This window comes from Lactococcus sp. FSL W8-0209 (assembly GCF_038006585.1).
Classification (GTDB): domain Bacteria; phylum Bacillota; class Bacilli; order Lactobacillales; family Streptococcaceae; genus Lactococcus; species Lactococcus lactis.
In genome coordinates this window covers 1,060,403-1,083,274 of sequence record NZ_JBBOVN010000001.1, presented here as the reverse complement: position 1 = coordinate 1,083,274, position 22,872 = coordinate 1,060,403, and the positions used below count along the sequence as shown (strand labels likewise).

At 35.2% G+C, this 22,872-nt stretch carries 20 protein-coding genes, 1 pseudogene and 1 riboswitch; of the genes and pseudogenes, 3 read left to right on the top strand and 18 right to left on the bottom strand.

The window, feature by feature from the left end; translation table 11 throughout:
- Positions 1–41: 41 nt before the first annotated feature.
- The 17 genes and pseudogenes from MKX45_RS05455 to metG all read right to left on the bottom strand — a co-directional run.
- Positions 42–803 (bottom strand): YibE/F family protein, encoded by a 762-nt coding sequence (locus MKX45_RS05455; protein ID WP_003132559.1) that lies wholly within the window; start codon positions 801–803, stop codon positions 42–44.
- Positions 800–1,918, bottom strand: a complete 1,119-nt coding sequence (locus tag MKX45_RS05450; RefSeq protein ID WP_057720442.1) for a YibE/F family protein — start codon at positions 1,916–1,918, stop codon at positions 800–802. The genes MKX45_RS05455 and MKX45_RS05450 overlap by 4 nt, the downstream gene beginning before the upstream one ends.
- A 90-nt stretch (positions 1,919–2,008) precedes the next feature.
- Complete coding sequence (locus MKX45_RS05445) at positions 2,009–2,419, bottom strand: EbsA family protein (RefSeq protein ID WP_003132556.1); 411 nt, start codon at positions 2,417–2,419, stop codon at positions 2,009–2,011.
- Between the two features lie 90 nt (positions 2,420–2,509).
- Positions 2,510–4,678 carry an LTA synthase family protein gene (locus MKX45_RS05440; protein WP_015426121.1) on the bottom strand — a complete coding sequence of 723 codons (2,169 nt, stop codon included), beginning with the start codon at positions 4,676–4,678 and terminating at the stop codon, positions 2,510–2,512.
- A 241-nt stretch (positions 4,679–4,919) separates the two neighbouring features.
- Entirely contained in the window at positions 4,920–8,444 is a 3,525-nt protein-coding gene (gene smc / locus MKX45_RS05435; RefSeq protein WP_340816887.1) for a chromosome segregation protein SMC, read from the bottom strand.
- Positions 8,434–9,129, bottom strand: coding sequence for a ribonuclease III (gene rnc / locus MKX45_RS05430; RefSeq protein ID WP_340816886.1), 696 nt, complete (start codon positions 9,127–9,129; stop codon positions 8,434–8,436). Before rnc ends, smc begins: the two co-directional genes overlap by 11 nt.
- A 171-nt stretch (positions 9,130–9,300) precedes the next feature.
- Positions 9,301–10,302, bottom strand: coding sequence for an ornithine carbamoyltransferase (gene argF, locus MKX45_RS05425; protein WP_011835541.1), 1,002 nt, complete (start codon positions 10,300–10,302; stop codon positions 9,301–9,303).
- A 27-nt stretch (positions 10,303–10,329) separates the two neighbouring features.
- Entirely contained in the window at positions 10,330–11,181 is an 852-nt protein-coding gene (gene argB / locus MKX45_RS05420; protein ID WP_015426118.1) for an acetylglutamate kinase, read from the bottom strand.
- Complete coding sequence (locus MKX45_RS05415) at positions 11,178–12,311, bottom strand: acetylornithine transaminase (RefSeq protein ID WP_057720444.1); 1,134 nt, start codon at positions 12,309–12,311, stop codon at positions 11,178–11,180. Before MKX45_RS05415 ends, argB begins: the two co-directional genes overlap by 4 nt.
- Positions 12,312–12,323: 12 nt before the next feature.
- Positions 12,324–13,514, bottom strand: coding sequence for a bifunctional glutamate N-acetyltransferase/amino-acid acetyltransferase ArgJ (gene argJ / locus MKX45_RS05410; RefSeq protein WP_128267716.1), 1,191 nt, complete (start codon positions 13,512–13,514; stop codon positions 12,324–12,326).
- A gap of 11 nt (positions 13,515–13,525) precedes the next feature.
- Positions 13,526–14,548 (bottom strand): N-acetyl-gamma-glutamyl-phosphate reductase, encoded by a 1,023-nt coding sequence (argC, locus tag MKX45_RS05405; protein WP_057720446.1) that lies wholly within the window; start codon positions 14,546–14,548, stop codon positions 13,526–13,528.
- A 139-nt stretch (positions 14,549–14,687) separates the two neighbouring features.
- Entirely contained in the window at positions 14,688–15,320 is a 633-nt protein-coding gene (locus MKX45_RS05400; RefSeq protein WP_057720447.1) for an NAD(P)-dependent oxidoreductase, read from the bottom strand.
- A gap of 103 nt (positions 15,321–15,423) precedes the next feature.
- Positions 15,424–15,933, bottom strand: a complete 510-nt coding sequence (locus tag MKX45_RS05395; protein WP_042230196.1) for a QueT transporter family protein — start codon at positions 15,931–15,933, stop codon at positions 15,424–15,426.
- Positions 15,931–16,036, bottom strand: a riboswitch (PreQ1 riboswitch). (Overlaps the previous gene by 3 nt.)
- Before the next feature lie 300 nt (positions 16,037–16,336).
- Positions 16,337–17,068: a 3-oxoacyl-ACP reductase gene (locus MKX45_RS05390; protein WP_340816885.1), complete on the bottom strand. Its 732-nt coding sequence runs from the start codon at positions 17,066–17,068 to the stop codon at positions 16,337–16,339.
- Between the two features lie 16 nt (positions 17,069–17,084).
- Positions 17,085–17,324, bottom strand: a complete 240-nt coding sequence (locus MKX45_RS05385) for a DUF2829 domain-containing protein (RefSeq protein WP_011835550.1) — start codon at positions 17,322–17,324, stop codon at positions 17,085–17,087.
- Positions 17,325–17,569: 245 nt separating this feature from the next.
- Positions 17,570–17,704, bottom strand: coding sequence for a hypothetical protein (locus MKX45_RS05380; protein ID WP_255457164.1), 135 nt, complete (start codon positions 17,702–17,704; stop codon positions 17,570–17,572).
- 136 nt (positions 17,705–17,840) lie between these two features.
- Positions 17,841–19,838: pseudogene (metG, locus tag MKX45_RS05375) on the bottom strand (methionine--tRNA ligase); the annotation flags it as partial.
- 172 nt (positions 19,839–20,010) lie between these two features.
- Between metG and MKX45_RS05370 the strand changes: the two are divergent.
- From MKX45_RS05370 to MKX45_RS05360, 3 genes are all read left to right on the top strand, one after another.
- Positions 20,011–20,868, top strand: a complete 858-nt coding sequence (locus MKX45_RS05370; protein WP_057720450.1) for an exodeoxyribonuclease III — start codon at positions 20,011–20,013, stop codon at positions 20,866–20,868.
- 82 nt (positions 20,869–20,950) lie between these two features.
- Positions 20,951–21,514: a GNAT family N-acetyltransferase gene (locus MKX45_RS05365; protein WP_057720451.1), complete on the top strand. Its 564-nt coding sequence runs from the start codon at positions 20,951–20,953 to the stop codon at positions 21,512–21,514.
- A 94-nt stretch (positions 21,515–21,608) separates the two neighbouring features.
- Entirely contained in the window at positions 21,609–22,352 is a 744-nt protein-coding gene (locus MKX45_RS05360) for a DeoR/GlpR family DNA-binding transcription regulator (protein ID WP_015426105.1), read from the top strand.
- A gap of 166 nt (positions 22,353–22,518) precedes the next feature.
- Here the strand turns inward: MKX45_RS05360 and MKX45_RS05355 are convergent, their stop codons facing one another.
- The gene (locus tag MKX45_RS05355; RefSeq protein ID WP_003132532.1) at positions 22,519–22,869 is read right to left on the bottom strand and encodes an arsenate reductase family protein; all 351 of its coding nucleotides are present in this window, start codon (positions 22,867–22,869) and stop codon (positions 22,519–22,521) included.
- Positions 22,870–22,872 lie beyond the last annotated feature (3 nt).

The window sequence follows — 22,872 nt, the reverse complement described above, 5'->3', positions numbered from 1 at the left end:
ACTTGATAATTAATCAAGTCTTTTTGTTTTTACTGACAGAATTATCTGTCAGTATTTTTTTGCTCAAAAGATTTTTGAACAAAATAACCAGAAAGCCAAATTGCAAATAGAATCCCTAACATTCCTAAAAGCATGGCGGCAACTTCGGCCATTAGTAATTTTGAATTAAAAATATCCGCTAAGCGATAGTTTAAACGTACAAACCAGAGAATTAGACCGACAGTTGCTCCCAAAACTCCAAAAAAGAGGGTATTGACAGCCGTTCCCAAAATTTGTTGAGATATAATTTCTCTTTGATTTTTAAATTGGTCAAGACTCATGTTTTCGTCCTGCTCAACAACTTCCGAAAGGCTAGCTGCTAAAGCCATCGCTGATTCTGCTACCGCTCCAAGCATGGAAATAACCATGACCACAATGGCTACATTTGAAAAATTAAGTCCCACATTTAATGACAGATTTTCCAATTCATCAACATCTTCTGTAGCAAATCCCTGAAATTGACCAAAATGTTGAATGATTAAAGCAAGAATGAGCAAAGATAAAACAACAATGATACTCGTTTTAAAAGCAATCAATGTGACTTCACTTTCATCAGCAGACATAAAGATAGCAATTGCCAAAATAATTACTGACAGAACTATCAGAACTGCTATTGCATTAAATCCCCAAGAAATTAAAGTAATTAACACAAAAATAGCAATAAAATTAAAGGTCAAACCAATTAAATTTCGTAAGCCATCTTTTTTGGCAACGATAAGCATCAATACAATCAGTAAAATTAATAGGATCAAGAGTGCATTCATAAAGAACTCTCCTTTCCTTGATGATTTCTAGTCAAAGCAAAACTTGTGAAAACAGCGGTAATTGGCACAGCTAACACGATTCCAATGGCCGAAATAATTGTTTGTAATAACCCAAGATTAAGACCAACCGTTGCAATATAAGACCAAGAGTTTCCATTTCTCAATAATAAAAGCGTCATCGGCAAAGTTTCCGCCATGAAAATCATGAACAAAACATTTGTCAAAGTTCCAATGAGCTCTTGCCCAATTGAAATTCCCGATTTAATGTAATCTTTTCTGACCATATTTATTTTGTTCAATTTATTTTGTCTAGCCATACCAAAAAGGCCTGCAACAATATCACCTGTACCATCCATGATTGCCCCTAAAACTGAAATCATTGTCCCAACAAAGAAAAACTCTGATGGATTTTGGGTGACATAGTCCAAATATTCAAAATGAATACCCGAATTCCCTGTCATTTTTAGAACGAATAAAACAATTGAAAAAGTTAAAGCAGTGGTTAATACGGTAGTTATAAAAGTATAGAGCATCTGTTTTGTCGGTCCCAAGACAAATAAAAGGGAGGAAGCTGCAAAAATTACTGACAGAATCCCGAATAGCAAAATGACAGGCGGATTAAATTCAACGTTAAGGGCGATGACAATCACAAAGTAAAGAAGGTTTAAGACCAGAGATAAGAAAAGAAAAATTGAAGCCCTAAATCGTTCAAAACTAATGACAAAACCAATAAATAAAACGAGTAGTCCAACAATTAGTGCATCCCTTTTTAAGGTCACAATTTGATAATTTCCCGATATTTTCTTTAAGATTACTTGCTGACCAACACGATAAATTTGTCCTGTTGTTTGAGAGAGAGTTGTTGTATTTTTTAAATTTAAATTGCCAGGCTCTGCTCCTTTTGCATTGAGGACTTTTATTGACAATTCTTGCGTGACTTGACGGTCTTTATTTTGAAAATCATCACTCACTTCGTGACTACTTACCGTTTTGGCAACCGTAATTTTGCCAACTGGCGCCTCGTACAAAAATTGGTCATGACTCACAAGAAAAAATGCAACAATAGCAAAGATTATGGGAAGTAGCATTTTCTTGAATATCCATTTTATATTCATAACTTTCCTTTTTTCATCGACTAAAACAATGAATTTTAGTCCTATTTTTTTATGACAAATCAAAAGACGACAAAACTGCCGTCTTTTTTATTAGGCTTTTAAATCACTGACTTTATCAGAATGTTCTATCGTATCATGCAAAGTTGCTAAAGCTTCTTTAGACTTTCCAAAAGTGAAGAATTGATAACGTTTGCCAGCATAAGAAAATCCAAAACCAAATTTAGTTGTTTTTACGGCTGTGATATATTTCAATTCAATTGTTTTCATTCGCACTCGGGGGAAAGTTGTAAAGTGAAGCTCGTCATCAGCTATGAAGAAACGGTGTGGCCAAATCAAAGTGATAAAGATAATATATGAAACAATCGCCAAAATAGTCAAAAACCAGTTGCCTTCTTTATTAAATTCATAAAAAAGTGTTCGCTCAAAGCTTAAAATGATGATGCCCCAGAGCAAAACTAATCGATGATTAAGTGACACTGGCAGAAAATATCCTGTTTTCATTGGTTCCTCTCTTAATATAAAGTGCTGACCAGCCTCAAAATTAGATTAACTCATTTTGAAGCTTTCTGTCAGTAACTTATCTTATTTTTATTAATCTTTCACCTTTGGTGAATCTTGTCCTTTTTCAACTTCTGGAATTTCAACCGAATAATCTGGTAAAGTTGATTTTCCTTGATTTTGACTAAGTAAACTATTTGATCTAGCTGCTAAATCTTCATTTTCTTTCTTCAATTTCTTCTCGGTTGCCTTGACCGTATAGTTGTAATCTTTAGGGTCAACAGCTTTAAAGCCTTCTGGCGTATAGAACCTGAGGAGATTTTGATTATTTAATTTATCAGATGCTTTCAAGAGTTCCGAAACTTTTTGTTTGGTTTCTTTAACATATTGTTCTTGCTGAGCATTAAGTTTTTCAATCTGCAAGCCAGTTTGAGTATCATAATAGCTTCCATTCAAACTTGGTTGAGTAATGGTTGGAGTAACAAATCCACCATTTCTTAGAGCAACAAAATCTTGACGACCAGAAGCAAACATATCTTGACCAAACTGTACATATTTTTTCGTATCAATCCCAAGTAAATGCTCAAGCGTTGGCATAACATCAAGTTGACCAACATAAGTATTGATGATATGACCATTTGTTTGTCCAGGAATATCTACCATAAACGGTGTTCTTTGTAACATTGTACTATCGTAACTATTGAAAGTATCAGCATTATAGCCAACATAAGGCGCAAATGCCTTATTATCACTACCAGAAATTCCGTAGTGATCACCATATAACACAATAATTGATTTATCGTATAAGCCAGATTTCTTCAAATAATCATAAAATTGTTGAACTGCTTGGTCTAAGTAATGAGCCGTTTCAAAGTAACCGTCAACTAATTTATTCCCTGAATCAACAGTTGCAAAGTTCGGATCTTTGTCTTCATCATCCATTGTATATGTTAAGTGATTTGTAACTGTCAAATACTTAACATAGAAAGGTTGTTGCATTTGTTCAAGCAATGGTACAGAATCACGGAAGAGTAATTTATCTTTAATTCCCCAAGGACTCATATTTGATGCGGAATTATCAAAGAAACTTTGGTCAAAGAAGTTTTGATAACCCATTTGTTTGTATGTATTCAATCGATTATAGAAAGCACCAACGTTCCCATGAACCACAGCTGAACTATAACCATCGGTTTGATTCAAGATAGCTGGCATTGCTTGGAAAGTTTGGGTTGAACCATATTTGGCAAAAAGTGAGCCAGCTGGTAAACCAAATGTTGATGTTTCCAGTAGATTTTCGGCATCAGAAGTTTTTCCTTGTCCAACCTGATTGAAGAAATTACTGAATGAATAAGTCGAATTTGAATGATAGATTGAATTTAGGAAAGGCGTAACAACGTGTTCTTTTCCATCTGTTCCTTTAATTTTCAAATCAATCAATGCTTGTTGGAAAGATTCCAAGTGAATCTCAATAACATTGCGGTTTTTAGCAATTCCATACATTTTCAAGTTCGGTGCTAAATAACGATTTGAAGCAATGTATTTTTGAATTTCTTGCAAGCTTTCTTTGCTGGCATCTTTCCGTTGCGTATTTGCTAAATTCGTATAATAACCGTCTGTTAACATCCATGGGCCTAAGCCAAGATATCGAACAATATAAGTTTTATCTGATTGGGCCTTACGCAAAATCAATTGGTGTTTATTAAAATCTCCAAACCAGAAATTCAAACCAAACAAAGCCAAGCCCATTGAAAGATAAGTAAATGCTCTTTTCGCACCAACCGGTCGTTGGTCGAATTTCATTTTTTTAGCAATCAATAAAACAATAATGACTACAAGGTCAATCCAATAAACCCAGTCCATCAAATGAACAGGCACCGAGCCAAAATCAAAACCATGTTGGAACATTCCGGCCCCACCAGTCATCGTATCAATCGTGATGAAATCGGTGAATTCTCGATAATAGAGAATATTAAGATAGAGCAAAAAGTTTGCAGCTATCGTTAAGACCAGTGTCGCTAAATAGAAAAGCGAAGTTCTTCTAATAAAGAGTAAAACAGCAAAACAAATAGCTGTAAAACCAATTGGGTTAATAATCATCAGCAATAATTCTGCTGGACCAACTCCGCGAAGATTAAAAACTCCGAAGTAGGCAATCATCGATTTTACCCATACAAAAAATACAATAAAACTAAGCAAACCAACACGTGTGTTGAAAGCAGATAGTAATTTTTTCAATTTATTATCCCCAGAAAATATACTCATTCTTCCTTAATTTAAAGAAAAACTGCAGTCAATTCATTAATATAAAACTTATTAATGAATACGAAAAACGCCAATTTCATTATTTTTTTAATTAATAAAATTTTTTAAATTCATGTTTTTGTTGCTTAAATTATACGACTTTCCTTATTTTTAGGCAAATCATATACCAAGCCATAAATTAGGCAGTCCTTCAAAAATCAATTTATAGTGTAGCATTAATAGATTAAAACTATCTTAAATTTCAATTAATAGCCGAATCAAGTTTAACTGAAATCATCTTAGAAACCCCAGCATCAGCCATTGTAACACCATACATTGAACCTGCTGCCGCCATAGTTCCACGACGGTGTGTTACAACAATAAATTGATTACTATTATCAAAGTGATTCATGTAATCACCAAAACGCTTAACATTGGCTTCATCAAGTGCCGCTTCAACCTCATCAAGAACCACGAAAGGTACTGTTCGTACTCTTAAGATTGCAAAAATTAAAGCTAAAGCTGTCAGCGCTTTTTCTCCACCACTCATCAAATTTAAACTTGATAATTTTTTACCTGGCGGTTGTACTTTAATTTCAACCCCAGCTTCTAAAAGGTTGTCGCTTGTTAATTCTAAATCAGCAAGCCCACCAACAAACATTTGAGCAAAGGTCGTTTTGAAACTTTCACGAATCGCATCAAAACTTGTTTTAAACCTAATTTTAACTTCATCATTCATGTCATCGATTGTACTCAATAAAAGATTTTTAGCTTCTAATAAATCATCTTTTTGACTTGAAAGGAAAGTAAAGCGTTCATTGACTTCATCAAATTGAGCAATGGCATCCAAGTTAATTGGTCCTAATGCCTTGATTTGACGTTCTAGATTTTTGAGTTTTTGCTCAGCCTCCGCTAAATCATCCACTATTTTTGCAGTGGCTTGCGCCTCTTCAAAACTGATTTGATGTTCACTATTCAACGTTTCTTGAAGTGTCATCAATTGTCCTTCGATTTGTTCCAATTGCATTTCATAACGCGTTTTTTTCGTGTTAAGTTCTTGTGTTTGCTGGATAAAATCTTGATTGTGATGTTCTAAATCTTCCATTTGAGCTGCTAAATCTTCACGTTCAAATTTTAAACTAACCATTCGGACATTAATTTGACTCAAGCGTTCTTCTACTTCTGTCAGTTGTTTTGAGAAATTATTTCTTTCTGTTTCATCAAATTGGACAGGGTTTAAAAGTGCTGTCAGTTGATTTTTTTCTTCTGTCAAGGCTGACAAGTCTGTCAGTAAACGTTTTTCATCTGCTTTGGTGAATTTCAATTCACTGGCCACTTCTGATTGACGAAGTTGAGCCTGATTTAAAGCACTTGTTTTCTCTGATTGCAAGGCTTTATGCGCTTGACTATTCGTTTTAACTTCTTCAAGTTGCTTTTCAATTTCAGCTTTTCGCTCTGTAATTTTTGCAAGAACTTCTACTTTATGTTCATTTTCTTTAGTTATTTCAAGCAAATTACCTGTTGCTTCTTGATTTGCTGACAGATTAGTTAATTGTTCTAGCGCAACTTTTTGTTCTGTTAATTGTTCAATTTTCAAATTCAAAGATTGTTCAACAAAACGTTTTTCTCCCCCTTGAGTTTTCAAAAGTTCAATTTCTTTTAGCAATTCTTGACGAGCACTTTGGGCTTTTTGAACTTCTTTTTCTGAAATTTTTAACTGCTCTTCTGATAACTTAATTTGTTTTTCTAAATTACTTATTTCAACAGAAGTAAAAGTTGTTGAATTACGTTTCCCAGCTCCTCCTGCATAAGAACCGCCAGGGTTAATCTGTGTTCCGTCAAGCGTAACAATCCGAACATTATAATTCATTGCTCGAGCGATAGCAGTTGCATTTTCTCCAGAATCAACAATCACCGTTGTTCCTAAAAGTGAGCTCATCGCCTTATGCAACCGACTTTCGAAGCTTACAAGATTGATTGCTAAATCAACAAATCCTGTCATATTTTGAATACGATTTAAACCATTAAAGTCTCGTCCTTTAATCGTTGTCAACGGTAGAAAAGTCGCCCGTCCTAATCTTTTTTCACGTAGAAAAGCAATTGCTCTTTTAGCCGCATTTTCGTCTTCTGTGACTACATTTTGGCTCCCGCCACCTAGAGCAATATCAATGGCTGTTGTATATTTAGGGTCGAAGGTCAATAAATCAGAAACAACCCCAATCACGCCACCAATTTGCGAAGCATTTTGCATCACGGCACGGACACCAGCAAATAAATTACTATGACTCTCACGGATATTTTGCAAAGAAGTCAAACGGGCCTTATGTTGGTTAAGTTCTTGCAGATAATCATACATTTTATTTTGGGCTAAACGTTCTAATTCTGCCTGTTTTTTCTCTGCTTGATTTCCTTCTTCAAATTTCGCTAAAAGGGTCTCGATTTCTTTTTTAACAGTATTTAAATTTTCCTGAGCTTCAGATAAATCTTGACTGATTTTTTCAAATTTAGTCAAATTTTCTCTGACAGACTCATCCTGTTCAGATTGTCTACGGCTCAAATCTGTAATTTCAGCTTTATTTCTAACGATTTCATTTGAGATTTGGGCTTCTTCTTCAACTAATTGAACAAATTCATCACGTAACCGTTCCATGACCACTTCTGGTGATTCAGATAAGGTCGCTAAATCTGCTGACAGCTCTGTCAGTAATTTATCTAAGTCATTTTTTTCTGTCAGTAAAAGTTCTGATTTATTTTGAACTTCTGCCAAATTTTGTTGAGTGATTTCTAAACGACTTTTTAAGTTTTCTAAACGCTCTTCGCGTTCCGCAGCTGATTTTTCTGATGAATCTTTTTGAACATCAAATAATTCAATTTTTCTTGTTAAATCTGATTTTAGATTAGAAAAATTAAGTTGGTCAGCTTGCAATTTTTCTTGCTCGGCTTCTACTTTTTGACGTTCTGTACGTAATTGACTGACTTGCTCATCGTAAACTTTTTTACGAGTTGATAAACTCGCTAATTCCTGTGCCACTTGCGCCAAATCAAGTTCTGTTTGATCATATTTGGCTTTTTTAGATTCCAACTGACCAACCAGTACAGAAAGTGACAAGTCTGAACGTTCTGCTTCTAGTTCTTGAAAACGGAGTGCAGTATCTCTTTGCGATTGTAAGGGCACGAGCTGACTATTTAATTCAAAAATGATATCTTCTAAACGGTCAAGATTATCTTGGGTTGAATTTAATTTTGATTCAGTTTCATTTCGTCGATTTTTGTATTTTAAAACACCTGCCGCTTCTTCAAAAATGGCACGTCTTTCTTCCGGTTTAGAATTAAAAACAGATTCAATTCGTCCTTGGGAAATAATCGATAAAGAGTCACGACCAAGCCCAGTATCTGTAAATAAATCATGAATATCACGCAAACGACATTTACGACCATTCATCAAAAATTCGGAATCGCCATTTCGATATAAACGTCTGGTAATAACAACTTCTTCATTCTCATCTTGTCCTTGCAGGTAATGATCAGAGTTGTCAAAATGAGCAATAACCTCAGCATAATTAAGAGCACGTCTTTTTTCAGTTCCAGCAAAAATAACATCGGGCATTTTTCCACCACGAAGTGCTTTAGCCGATTGCTCGCCCAAAACCCAGCGCAATGCTTCAACAATATTTGATTTCCCAGAACCATTTGGACCGACAACTGCGGTTATCCCTTTATCAAATTCAACTTTAGTCTTATCGGCAAAAGATTTGAAGCCGACAATTTCCATTTTTTTAAGATACACGGTTTTGCCCTTTTATTGCATTTTCTGCTGCTTTTTGTTCTGCAACTTTTTTAGATTTTCCAAGCCCTCGCCCGAGTTCTTTACCATTGTTAAAAACCGCGGCCACAAAAGAACGGTCATGAGCTGGCCCTTCTTCTTTCAGAATCTTGTAGCTAATCGTTGTTTCTCCACCAATTTGTAACACTTCTTGAAGTTCTGTTTTATAGTCAATCACTTTAACATAGTCATCATTTTTAACGTGAGGAATAACTACATGTTGGATAAATTTACGAACTTCATCCATTCCTTGGTCAATAAAAAGCGCACCTAAAAAAGCCTCAAAAAGGTTCTCTAGTGTTGTTTCGCGGTCACGACCGCCCATTTTTTCTTCACCATGACCTAATCGCAAGAACTCACCAAAACCGCATGAGCGTGAAAAATTAGCAAGTGATTCTGTCCGAACAATGCTCGAGCGCATTTTGGAAAGTTCTCCCTCTAATTTCTCAGGATATGTCCGATAAAGATAATCAGAAATAACCAAAGATAGGGCAACGTCTCCCAAAAATTCCAAACGTTCATTGTTTGCAATCTTTGGGAGCCGTTCTTCATTTGTAAATGAAGAGTGTGTAAAAGCTGTTTTTAATAAATCTTCATCATTGAAGACTAATCCGTAATCATTTTTTAATTTTTTTTGAAGCTTGAGCATAAAAATCTCCTTCACTTAAAACTTCTCTTAATTTTTAGTTTTATCCCTTATTATACCAAAAAAAACCTTTTTTGTATGCCTTTCCCTGTGGAACGGGACTTTTGCGCCATAAAAAAGAGAAAAAACATTAAATCTGGGCTATTCCCCCTTAATTAACGTTTTTTCTCTCTTTTATATTTTAGGAATAAATAAATTCCCTAAAGTAGCCGCCATGACTGCTTTTATAGTATGCATTCGATTTTCAGCTTGTTCGAAAACGACCGAATTCTTTGAATTAAAAACTTCATCAGTAACCTCTAATTCATTAAGGTTATAATTTTCCTTAATTTCTTTCATCACTTCCGTGTTTAAATCATGAAAACTGGGTAAACAATGCATAAAAATAAAGTTTTTATTAATAATTTTTTCAACAACTTTTTGATTGATTTGATAGGATTTCAATAATTTAATTCGCTTGGCTGTTTGAGCTTCCTCACCCATACTGACCCAAACATCAGTATAAACAATATCAGCATTTTCAAGGCCATTTAAATCTGTTCGGATACTTATTTTACTGCGACTTTTCATGGCATATTTACGTGCCAGTTTTTGTATTTCTAAAGCGGGTTGCAAGGACTCGGGCGAAATAATTGTGATATTTACGCCTAAAATTGCTCCAGTCACCAATAGAGAATTTGCCACATTATTTCGTCCATCACCAACATAAGCGAGGGTTAAATCTTGTAAATGGCCAAAATGCTCCTTGATTGTCATAAAATCTGCCAGCATCTGTGTCGGATGCCAATCATCAGTCAATCCATTCCAAACGGGTCTACCTGAATCCTTGGCGAGAATTTCCACATCACTTTGCTTAAACCCACGAAACTCAATGCCATCAAACATTGAACCCAAAACTTTCGCCGTATCTGAAATAGATTCTTTTTTGCCCAACTGAATATCATTTGGCCCTAAAAATTCAGGATGTGCTCCCAAATCTACAGCAGCTGTTGTAAAAGCTGCTCTTGTTCTTGTAGAGGTTTTTTCAAAAATAAGGGCAATATTTTTATCTAATAAATATTTATGTTGAATATGTTCTTTTTTTAACTTTTTAAGATGAATTGCAAAATCAATCAGATATAACAATTCATCTTTACTAAAATCTATTTCTTTTAAAAAACTTCTTCCTTGAAACATTCTCTCTCCTCTTATTTGCTTAAATTATCAATGATTTATCATTGTCCCTTGCCCTTTGTCAGTAAATAATTCCAATAACAAGGCATGCGGAACACGGCCATCTAATAAAACAGCCTGACCCAATCCTTCAAACATGGCATATTTAATGGCTTCAATCTTTGGAATCATTCCGTCAGTAATTTTTTTCTCTTTGACTAACTTTTCTAGATTGGTCAGATTGATTTCATCAATAAATGACTCCTCGTCAGGAAAATTGCCATATAATCCACGAACATCGCTTAATAAAATAAATTGTTCAGCACTCAATGCACCGGCAATTCGACTGGCTGCGGTATCAGCATTGACATTATAAATTTCACCATCAAGACCAATGCCGGCCGAAGCAATGACGGGAACAGCATCCGTTTGATTGATACGCTCAATGATTTCCGGATGAATCGCTGTAATTTCTCCAACATAGCCTAAATCTTCAGAAATAGGTTTGGCTTCTATCAATTTACCATCAATTCCTGAAACGCCAATCGCATTGCCACCTAAACGAATGATATCTTGAACCAAACTTTTATTTACTTTTCCAGCTAAAGCTGTCAGTGCCAAGTGAGCTGTTTTCTTATCTGTCACGCGCAAACCTTGAACAAATTGGCTTTTTTGCTCATATTTTTCAAGTAATTCTCCAATCGCAGGTCCACCGCCATGAACCAAAACTACTTTAATTCCCACCGTTTTAAGTAATAAAATATCTTTTAGAATACTTTCTTTCACTTTTTCATCAATCATCGCATTGCCACCATATTTAATGACAACCGTTTGGTCACGATATTTCAGAAAATATTTGAGACTTTCGGTCAAAGTCTGAGCTGTGTTTTGTGAATCTCTCATAAAATTTTCTCCAATAGCTCTGCTCCTTTTTGCAGTTCTTCTTTCGTCATGACAAGCGGTGGGAGTAAGCGAATGACATCATGACCAGCTGACAAGGCTAAGAGACCATTTTCACGCAGTAAAGCAAGAACTTCTGGAATTTTTTTCTCGTCAGTTAATTGAATTCCAATCATCAATCCCAAACCTCTGATGGACTTAACCGTCGCTTTTACTGACAGCTTTTCTGTCAGTAATTTTAAGAAAAAAATGCCTTTGACAGTCACTTTTTCTAAAAAGTCACTGTCAATTTCTTTTAAAACTTCATTAGCCGAAGCCATGGCTAAAGGATTCCCACCAAATGTTGAGCCATGCTTTCCTGCTGAAAAATAACTGGCATATTTATTCTTAGCGAGCATCGCACCTGTAGGAATCCCATTCGCCAATGCTTTTGCCAAAGTAAAAATATCCGGCTCAAAATCAAAATGTTCAAAAGCAAATAATTTTCCAGTTCGACCAATTCCAGTTTGAACTTCATCAATAATCAGTAAAATTCCTTTTTGCTGACAAGTTTTTAGAGCTTCAACAAAATCTGGAGAAATTGGTAAAACGCCACCCTCACCCTGAATAATTTCAAAAATAATCGCGCCAATTTTTTCTTTTTCAAGGATTTGCTCAAGTGCTACCACATCATTAAAAGGACTAGCCACAAAATTTGGTAATAAAGGCGAAAATCCTGCTTGGATTTTTTCTTGCATGGTTGCACTCATAGCGCCAAAAGTACGACCATGAAAGCCATCTGTAAACGCCAAAATTTTCTGATCTTTTTTGATGAGATGAGTTAATTTTAAAGCTGCTTCATTAGCTTCAGTCCCAGAATTACAAAAAAAAGCTTTATAAGAATGATTTTGACTTAACTTTTCAGCCACATCTTCTTGCAAAGGATTTTGATAAAGATTTGAAAGATGAGACAGGCTGTCTAATTGAGCTTTCACCGCCACTTTTCCCTTTTCAAAACTATATCCTAAATTCATGACCCCAATTCCACTTGTGAAATCTAAATACTTATTTCCCCTGTCATCAAATAAATATTGATTTTCTCCTTTGATTAAGCTAAATGGTAGGCGACCATAATTTTCAAATAAATTTGTCATTTTTTCTCCTTCTTAACTTGTATATAAAGCATTAATTTCGACATATTTATAAGTCAAATCACAGCCCCAAGCCTGACCCAAGCCACTTCCAGCATTCAAGTCTGCAATAATTTCAATTTTATCTTCTTTTAATTTCTCAGAAAGAAAAGCTGCATCAAAGTCAACTGGTGTTGAATGATAAAGCACAAGTTCATCTTGGAGTTTTAATTCAATATCAGAAACTTCAAAATTAGCCACCTGACCAATTGACGAAATAATCCGCCCCCAGTTAGGGTCTGCACCAAAAATTGCCGTTTTAACTAAACTTGAACCCACAATTTTTTTGGCAATAAATCGCGCTGCTAAATCATTTGGCGCTCCTTTGACGGTCACTTCAATCAGTTTAGTTGCACCTTCACCATCAGCGGCGATTTGTTTGGCTAAGGACTGACAAACCTTTGCCAGCATTTCTTTAAACAAAAGATAGTCTGAACTTCCTTCTAAAATTTCATTATTTTTAGCTTGGCCATTTGCCATCAACAAAACAGTATCGTTCGTTGAAGTATCTCCATCCACTGTAATCTGATTAAATGTCGTTTCAATAATTTCTGATAATGTTTTTTGTAGTAAATCTTGAGCAATTTTTGCATCCGTCGTAATAAAAGCAAGCATGGTTGCCATATTTGGATGAATCATCCCCGATCCCTTACAAACCCCGGCCATATTCACGATTTGGCCCCCAATTTCAGCTTCAAAGTTAATTGTTTTAGTTTTAGTATCTGTTGTTAAAATAGCTTTGGCAAAATATGCTGCTGTCCCTTCATTTTTGGATAACTTTGAAATCCCTGTGGCAATTTTTTCCATCGGAAGCTGTACTCCAATGACCCCTGTTGAGCAAACCGCCACTTCCTCAGCTTTGAGTTCAAATTTTTCAGCAAGCAATTTTTGTGTTTTCAAAGCATTTGCATAACCCTGATCGCCTGTTACTGCATTGGCAACCGCCGAATTACAAATAATGGCCCGTGCTTGTCCATTTTTGACAATTTGACGGTCAATCAATACTGGCGCTGCACAAACCTTATTGGTTGTAAAAACGCCAGCAATCGCAGCTGGAACTTGACTTAGTATTAGCCCTAAATCTAAGTTTTTATATTTTAATTGTGCATGAACAGCATCTGCCAAAAATCCCTTTGGACTTGCAATTGTCCCTTTTATTTCTTTCATTTCTTCCTCTTCTAAAGACTTGGCATAAATTTCAAGCCTAAACTTTCATCGTAGCCAAATAACTGATTAAAATTTTGTACTGCTTGTCCGGCAGCACCTTTCATAAGATTGTCAATCACCGAAACAACTGACAAAACATTTGTCACTGGATTATAAGCTAATCCAATATCGCAAAAATTAGTCCCAATCACATCTGAGAGTTGGGGCATTTGTCGTCGAATTCTGACAAAGTTTTTTGTCGCATAGACCTGTTCATAAGCATTTTTTATCGTTTCAAAATCAAAATCAGCCGCAACTTTTGCATAGCTACTAACAAAAATCCCTCGACTCACAGGAATTAAAGAAGTTGAAAATTGCAAGGCTTGAAAATTTGAATTCCAAATCTTCAATTGTTGAGCAATTTCTGGAATATGTTGATGACTATTGATTTTATACATGGACATATTATCGACAACATTCACAAAATGGCTCGAGTCAGACAGACCTTTTCCGGCTCCCGAAAGTCCTGACTTGGCATCCACAATGATTGAGTCTAAATCAATCATCTTATTTTTAACTAACGGATAAAGTGCAAGTAGTGTGGCTGTTGCATAGCAACCTGGATTTGCGATATAGTTTGCTTTTGCTTGACCGATGTCTGCCAGATTATATTGAGCACTTAATAAATATTCATTTTTTAAATCTGTATTTTTATACCATTTATTGTATATTTTTAAATCAGCTAATCGAAAATCTCCTGATAAATCAATGACAGGAAAATTATTATCAATAAACGTTAAAGCTAATTTTTGACTAACACCCGCTGAGGTTGCAAAGAAAACCGCATCACATTCTTCCATAATTTCTTCTTCGTTAAATTCACTGATAGTCAAGTCAGTCAGGCCTTCAAGTTGCGGAAAGCGTTCTGATAATTTTTCTCCATAATGACTTGTTGCATATATTTTTGTTACTTCTACTTCTGGATGATAATAGAAAATTCGGAACAGTTCTAAGCCGCTATAACCTCTAATTCCGACAATTGCTACTTTTTTCATATTTACACACTTTCTATGTATTTTTATACACTATACTACTCTATTTTTTATTTGTCAAGAATTTTATGTATTATTATACTTTTTTAAACAAAAAAAGAGAAAGAAATTAATTTCTTTCTCTTTGATAATTCATTAATTTTTAGTTTTCATAAATTCCGATATGCTCATGTTGATGGCTACCATCCTCAATCATATTAAGCACAGCCTCGGCATAATCAGCATATGAAATTCGACTTTTACCTGCTTTATTATGTTCTAAAACATCGCCGGTAATTGTATAATTATTTGTCTGTGCTCCTTCTGGGTCAAAAAATTCTGCAGGAGAGAAGAAGGTCACATTAAGTTTTGAAGCTTCATAAATCAAGCTTGCTTTTGCCATCTCTAAAAGAGTTGGATAGTAAGGTAAATCTGTTGGTATCACATCAAGCAAGCGTTTTTCGTGACTTTCATCAAGATAGAGAGAGCTTGCTCCCCCAACAACAATTAAACGACTATCTATATTTTCAAGAAGTTTTATCATCACATGGGCTACTTTTGAATAATCTTCCTCATGACCTTCCGGTGCCCGATGCGCTAAAACGATTGCATCGAATCCCGCTAAATCTTCAGAAGTTAATTCAAAAATATCTTTTTCAAGAATAGTAGTCACTTCAACTTTTAATCGTGCTTTATTTCTAACAATGGCAGTCGCTTCATGACCGCGCCCAAATGCTTTTTGAGCGATTAAACCTCCTGCCTTACCAGAAGTAGCAATTACAGCGATTTTTTTCATAAAAAGCTCTCCAATCTCTTATTTATTTTAATTATAACAAATTAAGTAATTCTGACTTCTAAAAATGGTTCAAAAAAAACAGCCTGAGCTGCTTTTCATTTATTTAACGACTCAAATCAACTCTTTTACCTAATTTATCCATGATAAACGCCCCGATAAATAAGCTGGCAAATTCACCTAGAGCTAATGTCCCCCAGGTCAGCAAAAATGGTGTTCCAGCGACAAATTTTAATTCAAGAGCAATGGTGAACATACTTATCGAAAAGAAAATTGCAAAAAAGAAAAATGCTTTATTTAACTGACCATTCCAAAAGTAATCTTTTTTAAAGCGGTCAAACAAAAGGACACCAAGACTTAAGAATACTAAAGTTGACAAACCACCGACAATCACATCTACCCAAGTGAAAGATAAAAAGTTTGAAATCATACAACCAATTGTCACCGCAATAATATATTTTTTATTGAAGAAGGCTGTAAAATTCAACATTTCTGACACTCGAAATTGAATAGGTCCGTAAGAAATTGCGCTCAAACCCGGTGTCATCGTTAGAATAACATACAGGGCCGCAACAATTGCGATTGTAACAATATCATAAGTTTTTGATTTTTTCAAAAGGTTCTCCTTTGGCGACAAAATTCGCCTATAATATGCTTGAGCAAAGGGATGAAGGCTCAAGGGTTAACTCACTATTGAGCAACGTTTTTATTTTAGCAGATTTTTTGCGAAATGAAAAGGATTGACAAATATTTGCTTTCATCTAATTATTATTTGGGCATTATTTTCCCTAACGAAGGAATCATTCTTTGTACTCGATAGAAATTCTAGCAGGAGCATCAAAATATCCTGCCAACAAAAAGGCAAAAAACTACTGACAGAAATTTTTTCACAGAAAACAAGCAATTGAACAACTTGTCAGTAAAAATCAACAAGTCTGTCAGTACTTTTGTAGTTAATACAGACTTTCCCACAATAAATAAAAGACTTACCAACATGCTGATAAGTCTTTCAATATCTTTTATTTGATTGTCCAGCCACCATCAATCGGGACAATTGCTCCTGACATATAAGAGGCTTGTGGACTTGCTAAAAAGAGGGTCAAATCAGCCACTTCGCGAGGACTAGCCCATCGTTTAGCTGGTGTCTCATCAGCTACCCATTGGGCCATCTGACCATTATTTTCAGTGAAATCAGCCGCATTCATCGGTGTATTGATGGCACCTGGAGCGATGGCTGCTACTTGAATTCCGTGTTGTGCTTCATCCAAAGCTAACTGTTTTGTCAACCCAACAATGGCATGTTTACTGGCCGTATAAGCGACGCCACCTCCACCGGCAACCAAGCCAGCAACCGAAGCCATATTAATAATGACTCCTGATTTTTGAGATTTCATTTTTGGCAAGAATGCTGAAATCATCAAATACATTGAATTGAGATTCGTTGATAAAATACTTTGCCAAAGTGAGAAATCAGTTTCTTCCAAAGTTTTATAAGCATCCAAAACACCCGCTGTATTGAGTAAAACATCAATACTTCCCACTTCGTCAGCCAATTTTTCAACTGATTGAGCATCGGAAACATCAAGAATTTTTACTGACAGATTTTTTGAATTAATGACAGATTCGTCAGTAAATTCTTGTAAGTCCACAGCGACAACCTCTGCGCCTTCGGCTAAAAATACTTTTGTTTGAGCCAAGCCAATACCACTGGCAGCACCTGTAATTAGCACTTTTTTCCCAGAAAATTTCATTTTGTAGCCTATCTATCTATTCAACCAAGGCCCAATCATCAGCCAAAACGTCGCAAGGCGTTGGGGCCCACATTGAAAAACCTTCACCCTCTCCTGAGACATTAATCAAGAAATAAGGGGTAACTTCCAACTTCTCACCAGATTCTAAAACAATCGAATCATAGAGTTTAACATAATTTTCGGCACCAGACCAGCCTTGTGTTCTGACTACTTTTTTCCCAGCTTTAAGTAAAGCTAATGCTTCTTCAAAAGTCATTTTTTCCTCCATATTGTTTAAAACATACTGAATTTATTATAACAAAGTTCGAGAGGTTTTTGATAAATGAAAACTAGTTTTAACTATCCGATAGATTCAACTAATAAATAGTCCTCAAAAATTATACTCTATTTGTTCCCTTTAAAATTTTGTGCTATAATAAGTTCAACAAAGTGCAACACGCGAAAAAAACGGTCTGCGCTAACAGACCGCGTGTTCAAACTTGGTTATGGTGGGACTAATCGCTAATTGCGATTAGTTTTTTTAATTTCAAGCCAGAGCCTGACTAGATTAATTACGAAGTTCAGAACTTCGATAATCATCCCAAGTACCGCTAGCATGAAATCCTCTCCATAACCAAGGAAATACCTTGTCTTCATAGGCACCTCCTCCATCTAGAATTTGTCAGGGCGCATGAAATCAAGTGAACATTAAGAGCTTTCTCTCCTGATATACTATACGTAAAAAAACGTGAAAGATAACAAATCTTTCACATTTTTTATTGTCTAATTAATTTTACCCAATCAATGAACCAGCAGGAACATCATCATCAACGGTCAAGACACGCAATTTTCCATCAAATTCGGCTGACAAAATCATTCCTTGTGAAACGTATTTTTTCATCATTTTACGTGGTTTCAAATTGGCTACGATTTGTAATTTTTTACCTACTAATTCTTGTTCATTTGGATAGAATTGTGCAATTCCTGACAAGATTTGACGTGGTTCAGAATCACCAGCATCCAATTTAAATCTCAACAATTTATCAGAACCTTCAACAGGTTCTACTTCAAGCACTTCGGCAACTTTTAGTTCAATTTTTTCAAAATCATCAAATTTAATTTGTGGTAAAGTTAAATTCAATTCAACTTCTTCAGGGACCCACTCTTTTTCTGGCAATACGCCACCAGCCATTTGTAATTTAATATAAGCAACCTCTTCTTCCACATCAAGACGTGGGAAAATAGGTTGACCTTTTGCTACTACAGGATGAGTAAATGAATATCCAAAAGAAAGATTTTCAAGTGAAAATGATCTTTCATCCATTCCCAATTGCTCAAAGATTTTACCTGATGTTGCACGCATAAATGGTTGTAAAAGGCTACCAGCAATTCGTAAATTTTCTGCCAAATGATACAAAACATTATTCAATTTTGCTTTGTCGTCTTCTGATTTTGCAAGGACCCAAGGTGCTGTTTCATCAATATATTTATTTGTTCTTGAAATCAATGTCCAAACATCAGCCAAAGCTACGTTGAATTCAAATTTATCCATTGCTTTATGGAAATGACTGATTGTTTCTTCAACCACTTCTTCCAAACTTGCATCAAATTCAGTCGAAACTCCAGTTGCTTCGATTTTTCCGTCATTATATTTGTTAATCATTGAAACGGTACGATTCAACAAATTCCCCAAATCATTGGCCAAATCAAAATTAATACGTCCAACAAAGTCTTCTGGAGTGAAAATTCCATCTTGTCCAAAAGAAATCGCACGCATCAAATAATAACGAACCGCATCAAGGCCATAACGTTCAATCAACATCTCAGGATAAACAACATTTCCTTTTGATTTAGACATTTTTCCGTCTTTCATCAAGAGCCATCCATGTCCGAAAATCTTTTTAGGAGCAGGTAAACCTAGAGCATGAAGCATAATTGGCCAGTAAATCGTATGGAAACGAACAATTTCTTTACCAACCATATTAATTCCAGGCCAGTATTTTTTAAAATTACTGTCATTGTCAGAATTATAGCCGAGCGCTGTAATATAGTTCAATAAAGCATCAAACCACACGTAGACCACATGCTTAGGATTAGAAGGGACAGGAATTCCCCAAGTAAAACTTGTCCGTGTCAAAGCCAAATCTTCTAGACCTGGCTTGATGAAATTATTGACCATTTCATTTTTACGAACCTCAGGTTGAATAAAATCTGGATGTTCATCATAATATTGTAAAAGCCAGTCAGCATATTTTCCCATGCGGAAGAAATAAGTTTCTTCTTCAACCCATTCCACTTCATGACCAGAAGGTGCAATGCCACCAGTAATATTTCCAGATTCATCTCGGAAAATTTCTTCAAGTTGTGTTTCAGTGAAAAACTCTTCATCAGAAACAGAATACCAACCCGCATATTTTCCCAAATAAATATCATCTTGTTCCAATAACTGTTCAAAAGCCTTCGCTACGGCTTCCTCATGATAAGTGTCTGTAGTACGGATAAATTTATCATAAGAAATATCCAATTTTTTCCATAATTCTTGAACATCAGCCGCCATTGGGTCCAAGTATTCTTTAGGAGTCATTCCCAATTCTTCGGCTTTTCGTTGAATTTTCATTCCGTGTTCATCAAGCCCTGTTAAATAAAAAGTATCAAAGCCCATCAAACGTTTGTAACGAGCAAGCACGTCACAAGCAATAGTTGTGTAAGAACTACCAAGATGCAACTTACCTGATGGATAATAAATTGGGGTTGTAATGTAAAAAGTTTTGTTTTCTGTCATATTTTCCTCTTTCCGAGCAAATGAGGCTCGATATTTGAGAAGATTCTCATCTAAATATTATACCAAAAAACCTCTAAAATCGCATTGTCTGATTAAGTTTGTTATAATTATCATAGAAAAGTTAAGAATTCCTTTAAGTCACAGCTCTTTGGAAATTCTTTTAAAAAATAAAGGAACGATTATGAACTATAAATTTATCTCATGGAATATTGACTCACTTAATGCTGCATTAACTGGAACCTCAGAACGTGCTGCCCTTTCTCTTGCTGTTGTTAAAAATCTCGCTCAAGCACAACCAGACGTTTTAGCCATTCAAGAAACCAAACTTCCTTCTACTGGACCTAAAAAAGCTCATTTGGAAGTTTTGGAAAATCTGTTTAAAGGTTATAAAATCGTCTGGCGTTCATCAGTAGAACCTGCTCGAAAAGGATATTCTGGAACAATGATTCTTTATAAAGAAACTCTACCAGAACCAGTCATCACTTTTCCTGAAATTGATGCTCCTGAACCTATGGATGCCGAAGGTCGAATCATCACCCTTGAATTTCCCGACTTCTTTGTCACTACGGTTTATACACCAAATGCGCAAGAAGGCCTGACACGACTTGATTTACGTGGAATTTGGGATGATAACTATCGTGACTATCTCACAAGCCTTGATGCTCAAAAACCTGTCTTTGCTTGTGGAGATTTCAATGCGGCCTATACAGAAATTGACTTAGCCAATCCCCGTGGTAATCACAACTCAGCTGGATTTACAGACCAAGAACGTGAAAAATTTGGTCAACTTTTAGAGGCTGGATTCACTGATACATTTCGTCAACTCCATGGTCAGGTTGAGAAATTTTATGAAGAAGGACGTAGTATTTATACTTGGTTTGCCCAACGTGCCAAAACTTCAAAACTAAATAATTCAGGTTGGAGAATTGACTACTGGCTGGTTTCCAATCGTCTTGCCCAAGCAGTTAAAGTTTCTGAACCCCTTGATTCTGGTGAACGTTTAGACCACGTCCCCATTCTCTTAGAATTTGAACTCTAAAATAAAAGAACCTTAAAGGTTCTTTTTTATTGTCAATAAAACAAATAGAGACTATAATTGAATAAAAATAGTTGAGGAGAACATGTTTATGGTTAATATAAATTTAGTTTTAGCAGAGCATCAGACCTTAGAAACTGAACGCTTGATTCTTAGAAAATTACAACTTGAGGATGCCCCAGAAATGTTTAACTATGCTTCTAATCCTGAAGTTGCTCGTTTTACTAGCTTTGAACCACATGATTCTATAGAAACAACTAAAGCCACAATTGCCAAGTTTTTTCTGCCTAACAGCCTCTATCATTGGGGGATTGTTGAAAAAACTTCTGGTCAGCTCATTGGTGAAATTTTTCTTAATCCTATCAATGAAAAAACAGTCGAACTGGGTTGGATTTTAAATCAAGACCATTGGGGAAAAGGACTTATGCCAGAAGCTGCTGAATGTCTTTTGGCGCTTTCTTTCGATAAATTAGAAGTTAAAGTTATTCAAGCTAAACATTTTACAGAAAATGCAAAGTCTGGTCGGGTCATGGAGAAGTTAGGAATGAAAAACTTAGGAAAGGTATATTCTTACTTTCCTAAGTTTAAAAGTCCTCTTCTTACAGACTATTGGGCAATTACTAAAGATGAGTATGACTTACTTCATTGACTTACGAACGAAAGGATTTCTAATAAAAAGGTTTATTTTTTTAGATTTTTGTGGTAGTCTTAAAATATAAAAAAAGATGACGAAAGGCTACTAAATGTCCCGTTCTGACGAAATCATTCGTATTGTGAGTGATTATAAAAAAATTGAAGTCAATCAACTTTCACAACTCCTTAATGTTTCAAACGTTACGATTCGAAAAGACCTTGATAAACTTGAAGAGAAAGGAATTATTAATCGCCAGCACGGTTTTGCTTTGATTAATAATACAGATGATATCAATTTCCGTTTAGCTAAAAACTATGATTTAAAGCGAAAAATTGCTGTCAAAGCTGCTGAAAATATTCTTGATGGGGATACAGTAATGATTGAATCTGGTTCTACTTGCGCTTTGCTTGCTGAAGAGTTAGCCTTTAATCGAAAAAATATCACTATCATCACTAACTCTGTTTTTATTGCCAATTATATTCGTAAATCCGACTCGGTAAAGGTAATTTTATTAGGAGGAGAATATCAAAATAATTCACAGGTCAACGTTGGACCTCTGATAAAAAAGGTGGTTGATGAATTTTACGTTGATAAATTATTTATCGGTATTGATGGTTTTGACCCCGTCCGCGGTTTTAGAAGTAATGATCTCGCTCGTAGTGAAGCCATTCATGTCATGGCTGCTGCGGCTAAAGAGGTTGTCATTTTAACTGATGCTTCTAAATTCAACCAAAATGGAACAGTCACCTGTTTTTCATTCCCTGAAATTTCCCAAGTTTTTACTGACAAGTCAATCAACGCAGAAAGTCAAAAAATTCTCGATTTGAAAAAAATAAAGGTTACTACTATCTAATTAAAAATGGACGATGTCCATTTTTTTATTGACAGATTTTCTAAAATATGATATATTTTCTTCATAAGAAAGAATTATACTTTCGTTTGAAAGTTTTGCTTTTTTTGGAATCTCCAAAGATTTAAATATTATTACATAAAAAAATGAGTCTAACCAACTCATTTTTTTATATTTTTTCGTAAGATGATTCTTTAAAACCAATCTGTTGAACTTGACCATTTTTTACTAGTAATGGACGTTTGATAAGCATTCCATTTGACGAAAGAAGTTCTGCCATTTCTTTTTCAGATAATGTTGCTAGCTTATCTTTAAGATTTAAGTCGCGATAAACTAAACCACTTGTATTGAAAAACTTTTTGATGGGAAAATCTGCTTCTTTAAACCATTTCTCAAAGTTTTTTTGACTCGGTGGGGTTTCCTTCAAATCAATCGCTTGATAATCTATTCCAAGTTCATCTAACTTTGCTTTAGCTTTTCTACAAGTTGAACACTTTGGATACCAATAAAAATCGTACATCTT

What these genes read in the sequence shown, in the direction of transcription:
- MKX45_RS05455 (WP_003132559.1), bottom strand. Translation starts at nt 803, where the DNA reads ATGAATGCACTCTTGATCCTATTAATTTTACTGATTGTATTGATGCTT.
- MKX45_RS05450 (WP_057720442.1), bottom strand. Translation starts at nt 1,918, where the DNA reads ATGAATATAAAATGGATATTCAAGAAAATGCTACTTCCCATAATCTTT.
- MKX45_RS05445 (WP_003132556.1), bottom strand. Translation starts at nt 2,419, where the DNA reads ATGAAAACAGGATATTTTCTGCCAGTGTCACTTAATCATCGATTAGTT.
- MKX45_RS05440 (WP_015426121.1), bottom strand. Translation starts at nt 4,678, where the DNA reads ATGAGTATATTTTCTGGGGATAATAAATTGAAAAAATTACTATCTGCT.
- rnc (WP_340816886.1), bottom strand. Translation starts at nt 9,129, where the DNA reads ATGCTCAAGCTTCAAAAAAAATTAAAAAATGATTACGGATTAGTCTTC.
- argF (WP_011835541.1), bottom strand. Translation starts at nt 10,302, where the DNA reads ATGTTTCAAGGAAGAAGTTTTTTAAAAGAAATAGATTTTAGTAAAGAT.
- argB (WP_015426118.1), bottom strand. Translation starts at nt 11,181, where the DNA reads ATGAGAGATTCACAAAACACAGCTCAGACTTTGACCGAAAGTCTCAAA.
- MKX45_RS05415 (WP_057720444.1), bottom strand. Translation starts at nt 12,311, where the DNA reads ATGACAAATTTATTTGAAAATTATGGTCGCCTACCATTTAGCTTAATC.
- argJ (WP_128267716.1), bottom strand. Translation starts at nt 13,514, where the DNA reads ATGAAAGAAATAAAAGGGACAATTGCAAGTCCAAAGGGATTTTTGGCA.
- argC (WP_057720446.1), bottom strand. Translation starts at nt 14,548, where the DNA reads ATGAAAAAAGTAGCAATTGTCGGAATTAGAGGTTATAGCGGCTTAGAA.
- MKX45_RS05400 (WP_057720447.1), bottom strand. Translation starts at nt 15,320, where the DNA reads ATGAAAAAAATCGCTGTAATTGCTACTTCTGGTAAGGCAGGAGGTTTA.
- MKX45_RS05390 (WP_340816885.1), bottom strand. Translation starts at nt 17,068, where the DNA reads ATGAAATTTTCTGGGAAAAAAGTGCTAATTACAGGTGCTGCCAGTGGT.
- MKX45_RS05385 (WP_011835550.1), bottom strand. Translation starts at nt 17,324, where the DNA reads ATGACTTTTGAAGAAGCATTAGCTTTACTTAAAGCTGGGAAAAAAGTA.
- MKX45_RS05380 (WP_255457164.1), bottom strand. Translation starts at nt 17,704, where the DNA reads ATGAAGACAAGGTATTTCCTTGGTTATGGAGAGGATTTCATGCTAGCG.
- MKX45_RS05370 (WP_057720450.1), top strand. Translation starts at nt 20,011, where the DNA reads ATGAACTATAAATTTATCTCATGGAATATTGACTCACTTAATGCTGCA.
- MKX45_RS05365 (WP_057720451.1), top strand. Translation starts at nt 20,951, where the DNA reads ATGTTTATGGTTAATATAAATTTAGTTTTAGCAGAGCATCAGACCTTA.
- MKX45_RS05360 (WP_015426105.1), top strand. Translation starts at nt 21,609, where the DNA reads ATGTCCCGTTCTGACGAAATCATTCGTATTGTGAGTGATTATAAAAAA.
- MKX45_RS05355 (WP_003132532.1), bottom strand. Translation starts at nt 22,869, where the DNA reads ATGTACGATTTTTATTGGTATCCAAAGTGTTCAACTTGTAGAAAAGCT.